This is a genomic window from Ideonella sp. P3_A4 (genome assembly GCF_056403075.1).
Map to the genome: position 1 here is coordinate 1 of NZ_JBFUGE010000387.1, position 5774 is coordinate 5774.

Here is a 5774-nt window from a genome sequence, read left to right on the forward strand (position 1 = left end):
GGAAGGGAATGGTGCGCATACCGAAGAAGGTCACCCACTCGGTTTCGCGTAATACGCCCCACGATTCGGTGCGCTGGCAGACGTAGCAATAGCAGCTGAGCACCGGCTTGACGAGACGCTTCTCTTTCAGCCAGCCGTAGATGAAGATCATGATTCCCTCGCTCGCGTGGTCGTCCCGTCTGCGCGGGAACGGACTCATATGTAGACGCGGTCGATTCTCCGTCCTTGCAGACGCCAATCGCCGGGCGAGCGAGGCGAATGCCTCAATGAATAGTGCAGTCCAAAGACAAAGATCGAGAGTGCTTCAACTGATCATGTACGCCGCCGCCGCCGTTGCGATCAGCGTGCCTTCATCGTTGGCCAGGCGCATCTGCGTGGCGGCGACGCGGCCGCCGAGGCGGGTGACCTCGGCCGAGGCGATGAAGTGCTTGCCGAGGCCCTGGCGCAGGTAGTCGACCCGCAGGTCGATGGTGCCGACGCGGCCGAAGCGGTGGGCGACCTGTTCCAGCACTTCGTCGGCGTGCTTCTCGGCCAACGCAACCATGATCGCGAACCCACCCATCGCGTCCAGCGTGGCCGAGATCACGCCGCCGTGCAGCCGACCCGAGGCGTAGTGGCCGACCAGGTCGTCGCGCATCTCGAAGCGCAGCGTGGGCGCGGTGGGCGCGAGCGAGACCACCGTCAACCCAAGCGTCTCGTTGAAGCGGATGCGCTTCTCGAAGATGTCGACCAGCGCCTTCTCCAGACGCTTCTGCTCTGCGGCGCTACGCCGGGCCGGTGGGGGATTCGCTGAAGGCATCAGTCGAGGAAGAAGTCGGGCAGGAAGTTCTTGGTGCCCGGCTCGACACTGTAGACCTCGAGGTCGGTGATGCCATTGGAGGCAAGCACCTCRTCGTCGATGAAGAACTGGCCGCTCGGTGCCGGGCTCGGGTTGGTCAGGATGAACCACGCGGCGTCGGACATGATCTCGGGCTTGCGGCACAGCTTGGGATCGACACCCGGGATCATCTGCAGCGCGGCGGTGGCGATGGCGGTGCGCGGCCACAGGCTGTTGACCGCGATGCCGATGCGCTTGAACTCTTCGGCGTGGCCGAGGGTGCACATGCTCATGCCGTACTTGGCCATCGTGTAGGCCACGTGGTTGCCGAACCAGTGCGGCTTCATGCTCAGCGGGGGCGACAGCGTCAGCACCTGCGGGGCGCGGCCGGCCTTGGCGCTGGCGGTCAATGCCGGCAGGCAGGCCTGCGTGCAGCAGAAGGTGCCGCGGGCGTTGACGCCGTTCATCAGGTCGAAACGCTTCATCGGCGTGGCAGCCGTAGGCGTCAGGCTGATCGCGCTGGCGTTGTTGACCAGGATGTCGATGCCGCCGAATTGTTCGATCGTTTGCGCGACGGCCTTGGCGACTTGCTCTTCGTCGCGGATGTCCGTCTGCAGCACCAGGGCTTGGCCGCCAGCCGCGCGCACCGCTTCAGCGGCGCTGTGCAGCGTGCCCGGCAGCTTGGGGTTGGGGTCGACCGTCTTGGCGATCAGCGCGATGTTCGCGCCGTCGGCTGCAGCCTTGGTGGCGATCGCTAGGCCGATGCCGCGCGAGGCGCCGGTAATGAACAGGGTCTTGCCTTTGAGGCTGCGCTCTGAAGTGCTCATGGATTTGTCTCCTCAGGAGGTGTTCTTGAGCCATTGATCGTACGGGCTGCGACCCATCAATGACACGGCCTGTGCAGCGATTAGGGCCTGTGTACGACACGGTCCTCACAAGATGCAGCCAGGCCTCGCGTCAACCCGGTGACGCGCAGCGTCGTCACGTCACCAGCGTCACCTTGTCAAAGCCGTCTTGTGGTCTCGCGCACGATCAGCTGCAGGCCCGGCACCTCGACCTCTGGTGTGTCGCTTCCCAGCAGGCGCAGCAAGGCGGTCGCTGCATGGCGGCCGATCTCGTGCAGCGGCTGCCGCACGGTGGTCAAGCCGGGTGTCATGAAAGCCGAAGCCGGCATGTCGTCGACACCGACCAGCGAGATGTCATCGGGCACGCGGATGCCCCGCCGATAGAGCGCGACGCGGGCGCCGTAGGCCATCTGGTCGTTGGCGGCGAAGACTGCCGTGAAGGGCACTCCAGCGTCGAGCAGGCGGTTCATCGCCAGCAGCCCGCTGGTCTCGAGGAAGTCGCCTTGGGCGCACAGGGCCGAGTTGGGCTCGATGCCGTGGTCGCGGTGCGCGCGGCAGTAGCCGGCGTGGCGCTGCACTGCGTCCTGTTGGGTGGTGGGCCCGGCGATGAAGGCGATGCGCCGGTGCCCGAGAGCCAGCAGGTGGACGGTGGCCAGGTAGCCGGCCTCGTCCTGGTCGACCCACTTGGCGCTGAGGTTGGGGCCGCTCAGGTCGCGGCCCGCCACCGCCACCGGCTGGATGCGCGCGAACTCGATCAGTTGCTCGTCGGTCAGGTGGCCGGCCAGCACGATCAGGCCGTCGATGCGCCGCTCGACCAGCAGCCGGATGCGAGCAGCTTCTTCTGCCGCGTTCCACAGGCCGCTGACGATGATCGGGATGTTGCCGCTGTCGGCCAGGCCCACTTCGATGCCGCGCAGCATGCGGGTGAAGAACGGGCTTTCCAGGTCTTGCACCACCACGCCGACAGACATCGTGGTGCCGGTCTTCAGGCTGCGCGCCGATGGGTTGGGGCGGAAGTTCAGCTCGCGGATCGTTGCCTCGACCGCCAGCCGCTTGCGCTCGCTGACGCCGGCGCTGCCGTTGACCACCCGCGACACCGTGCTCGGCGACACGCCGGCCTTGCGGGCGACTTCGAGGATGGTGGAGGCGGGTTGTGCTGCCTGCATGGTCAAGAGGGTTCCAGTCGTGTTGCCAGTCCAGCCAGGGGTGACGAAGCGTCGACGCGGCGAGTATCGAGCGCTGTGCCGGATGGTAACGATTTCAACCCGTTTGCGCTGTGGTTGCCGTGGCGGGCCGTCAACGAAATCGCCTATGCCGGCATGGATGAACAGGGACCCACTCTAACGTCGGAATTGGTTACAACAATGCGGGTCAAGACTGACAACGTTTTCAGATTGGTTTGCGTAGACTTTTCAGCGCCGATTCCTTGATCGGCCTATAGAACAAGTCAACAGATGCGGGGTGGCGCGTGGCCCGCATTCATTCGTTCGGATCTGACAACGTTTTCAACTCAGGAGACCCCCATGAAGACCTCCAAGCGCTCGCTCAAGCGCGCCCTCAAGCGCCCGACCAGGCACGTCACGCAGGCGGTGACGGCCGCGGTGCTGGCCATGACCGCCGGCCACGCGATGGCCGAAGACACCACGCTGGCGTCCAAGTTCGAGAGCCGCTTCTTGGCCCAGTACAAGAAGATCAAGGACCCGGCCAACGGCTACTTCAGCCCCGAAGGCATCCCTTACCACTCGCCCGAAACGCTGATGGTCGAGGCACCGGACTACGGCCACGAGACCACGTCCGAGGCCTACAGCTTCTGGATCTGGCTCGAGGCCTACCACGGCCGCCAGACCGGCGACTGGGGTCCGCTGAAGAAGGCCTGGGCCAACATGGAGAAGTACATGATCCCGTCGGTGGCTGACCAGCCGACGAACAGCTTCTACAACGCGACCAAGCCTGCGTCTTACGCCGGTGAACACGCGTTGCCCAAGGACTACCCCTCGCAGCTCGACTTCGGCGTGCCGGTGGGGCAGGACCCGATCGGCACCGAGCTCGAGACGGCCTACGGCAACCGCAACATCTATGGCATGCACTGGCTGATGGATGTGGACAACTGGTACGGCTACGGCCACTGCGGCGATGGCGTGACCCGCGCAGCGTTCATCAACACCTTCCAGCGCGGCGCGCAGGAGTCGGTCTGGGAGACGGTGCCGCATCCATCGTGCGAGACCTTCCGCTGGGGCCGCAACGGCGGCAGCCAGGGCTTCCTGAGCCTGTTCACCGCCGACTCGAACTATTCCAAGCAATGGCGCTACACCAACGCACCGGACGCCGACGCGCGTGCGGTCGAGGCGGTGTACTGGGCCAACGTCTGGGCCAAGGCGCAGGGCAAGGGCGCCGACGTGGCGGACATCGTCAAGAGCGCATCGAAGATGGGCGACTACCTGCGCTACTCGATGTTCGACAAGTACTTCAAGAAGGTCGGCAACTGCGTTGGCGGCCCATACGGCTGCCAGGCCGGTACCGGCCAGACCGGCGGCAACGGCCTGCGCGACAACCAGCACTACCTGCTGAGCTGGTACTACGCCTGGGGCGGCGCCGTCGACACCAACGCCGGCTGGGCCTGGCGCATAGGCAGCAGCCACAACCACTTCGGCTATCAGAACCCGATGGCGGCGTGGGTGCTGTCGACCAATGCCGAGTTCAAGCCGAAGTCTGCTTCCGGTGCCGGCGACTGGGGCAAGAGCCTGACCCGACAGCTCGAGTTCTACCGCTGGCTGCAATCGGCCGAAGGCGGCATCGCCGGCGGCGCGACCAACAGCTGGGGCGGTTCGTACGAGACGCCGCCGAACGGCACGGCCACCTTCTACGGCATGTTCTATGACGAGGCGCCGGTCTACCACGACCCCGAGTCGAACACCTGGTTCGGCTTCCAGGCCTGGTCGATGTTCCGCATCGCCGAGTACTACCACGCTACCGGCGACGCCAAGGCCAAGGCCGTACTCGACAAGTGGATCCCGTGGGCGTCGGCCAACGTCAAATTCAAGGACGACGGCAGCTACCTGATCCCGTCGACACTGGAGTGGAGCGGCCAGCCCGACAACTGGAACCCGAACTCGCCGGGCGCCAACGCCGGCCTGCACGTGAAGGTCACCAAGAGCAGCAACGACATCGGCGTAGGCGCGGCGCTGGCACGCACGCTGATCTATTACGGTGTGAAAGCCAACAACACCGGCGCGACCCAGCTGGCCAAACGCCTGCTCGACGGCATGTGGCTGAGCAAGGACGCCAAGGGCATCGCGGTGAAGGAGAAGCGCTCTGACTACTTGCGCTTCGATGACGCCTACGACGCCGGCACCGGCAGCGGTGTCTATGTGCCGAGCGGCTGGGTGGGCACCAACGCGCAGGGCGCGACCATCGACTCGAACAGCACCTTCCTGAGCCTGCGGCCCAAGTACAAGCAGGACCCGGACTGGCCGAAGCTGCAGGCCTACCTGAACGGTGGTGCGGCACCGACCTGGAAGTACCACCGCTTCTGGGCCCAGGCCGACGCCGCGATGGCGATGCTGGACTACGCGATGCTGGTCGAAGCGCCCTGACGACGGCGCGGCCGGGCCGGCGGGGCCCGGCCCGGCCAAATCGGGGCTGCAGGGGCGCGCTCAGGCGCGCCCCTTTTTCCTTCGGCCCGAGGTTCGCCTACTGCAAGCGGATGGGCCTTCCAAAGGCCCGCCGCACTTCGCCGAGAAAACGGTCCTGGCCCAGGTCGCCCTTGTCGATCACGCTCAGCACGTGGCGGTTGAGCTGCAGCCGATCGTCCGGGCTGAACTGCCGGGCCGCGACCATGATGACCGGGATCTGCGCCGTGGCCACATTGCGCTTGAGCGCTTCGACAACCTCGATGCCACCGACGTCGGGCATCAGCAGGTCGAGCACGACCACGTCCGGCAGATGGCGCTGTGTCAGCTCGATCCCTTCCTGGCCGCCAAAGGCCCGCAGCACCGAGTAGCCGGGCCGGCTCAGGTAGGCGCTCATCAGGTCCACGGTGTTGGGGTCGTCGTCGACCACCAGCACCTTGACCTCGCGGTCGGGCCCGGGTGCGAAGCCCAGCTTCTCCAGTT

5 protein-coding genes are annotated in these 5774 nt (G+C 65.8%); 1 reads left to right on the plus strand and 4 read right to left on the minus strand.

The window, feature by feature from the left end:
* Window positions 1-304: 304 nt before the first annotated feature.
* The 3 genes from AC1DYI_RS24805 to AC1DYI_RS24815 form a co-directional block, all read right to left on the minus strand.
* Complete coding sequence (locus AC1DYI_RS24805) at window positions 305-799, minus strand: thioesterase family protein (RefSeq protein ID WP_477206799.1); 495 nt, start codon at window positions 797-799, stop codon at window positions 305-307.
* Window positions 799-1644: an SDR family oxidoreductase gene (locus AC1DYI_RS24810; RefSeq protein ID WP_477206800.1), complete on the minus strand. Its 846-nt coding sequence runs from the start codon at window positions 1642-1644 to the stop codon at window positions 799-801. The genes AC1DYI_RS24805 and AC1DYI_RS24810 overlap by 1 nt, the downstream gene beginning before the upstream one ends.
* 176 nt (window positions 1645-1820) lie before the next feature.
* Window positions 1821-2828: a LacI family DNA-binding transcriptional regulator gene (locus AC1DYI_RS24815; RefSeq protein ID WP_477206801.1), complete on the minus strand. Its 1008-nt coding sequence runs from the start codon at window positions 2826-2828 to the stop codon at window positions 1821-1823.
* A 357-nt stretch (window positions 2829-3185) separates the two neighbouring features.
* On the opposite strand from AC1DYI_RS24815, the gene AC1DYI_RS24820 reads away from it, so the two are divergent.
* Window positions 3186-5255, plus strand: a complete 2070-nt coding sequence (locus AC1DYI_RS24820) for a glycoside hydrolase family 48 protein (RefSeq protein WP_477206802.1) — start codon at window positions 3186-3188, stop codon at window positions 5253-5255.
* A gap of 97 nt (window positions 5256-5352) precedes the next feature.
* Here the strand turns inward: AC1DYI_RS24820 and AC1DYI_RS24825 are convergent.
* The coding region (locus AC1DYI_RS24825; protein WP_477206803.1) for a response regulator at window positions 5353-5774 on the minus strand (422 nt) is incomplete at its 5' end.

What these genes read in the sequence shown, in the direction of transcription:
- AC1DYI_RS24805 (WP_477206799.1), bottom strand. Translation starts at nt 799, where the DNA reads ATGCCTTCAGCGAATCCCCCACCGGCCCGGCGTAGCGCCGCAGAGCAG.
- AC1DYI_RS24815 (WP_477206801.1), bottom strand. Translation starts at nt 2,828, where the DNA reads ATGCAGGCAGCACAACCCGCCTCCACCATCCTCGAAGTCGCCCGCAAG.
- AC1DYI_RS24820 (WP_477206802.1), top strand. Translation starts at nt 3,186, where the DNA reads ATGAAGACCTCCAAGCGCTCGCTCAAGCGCGCCCTCAAGCGCCCGACC.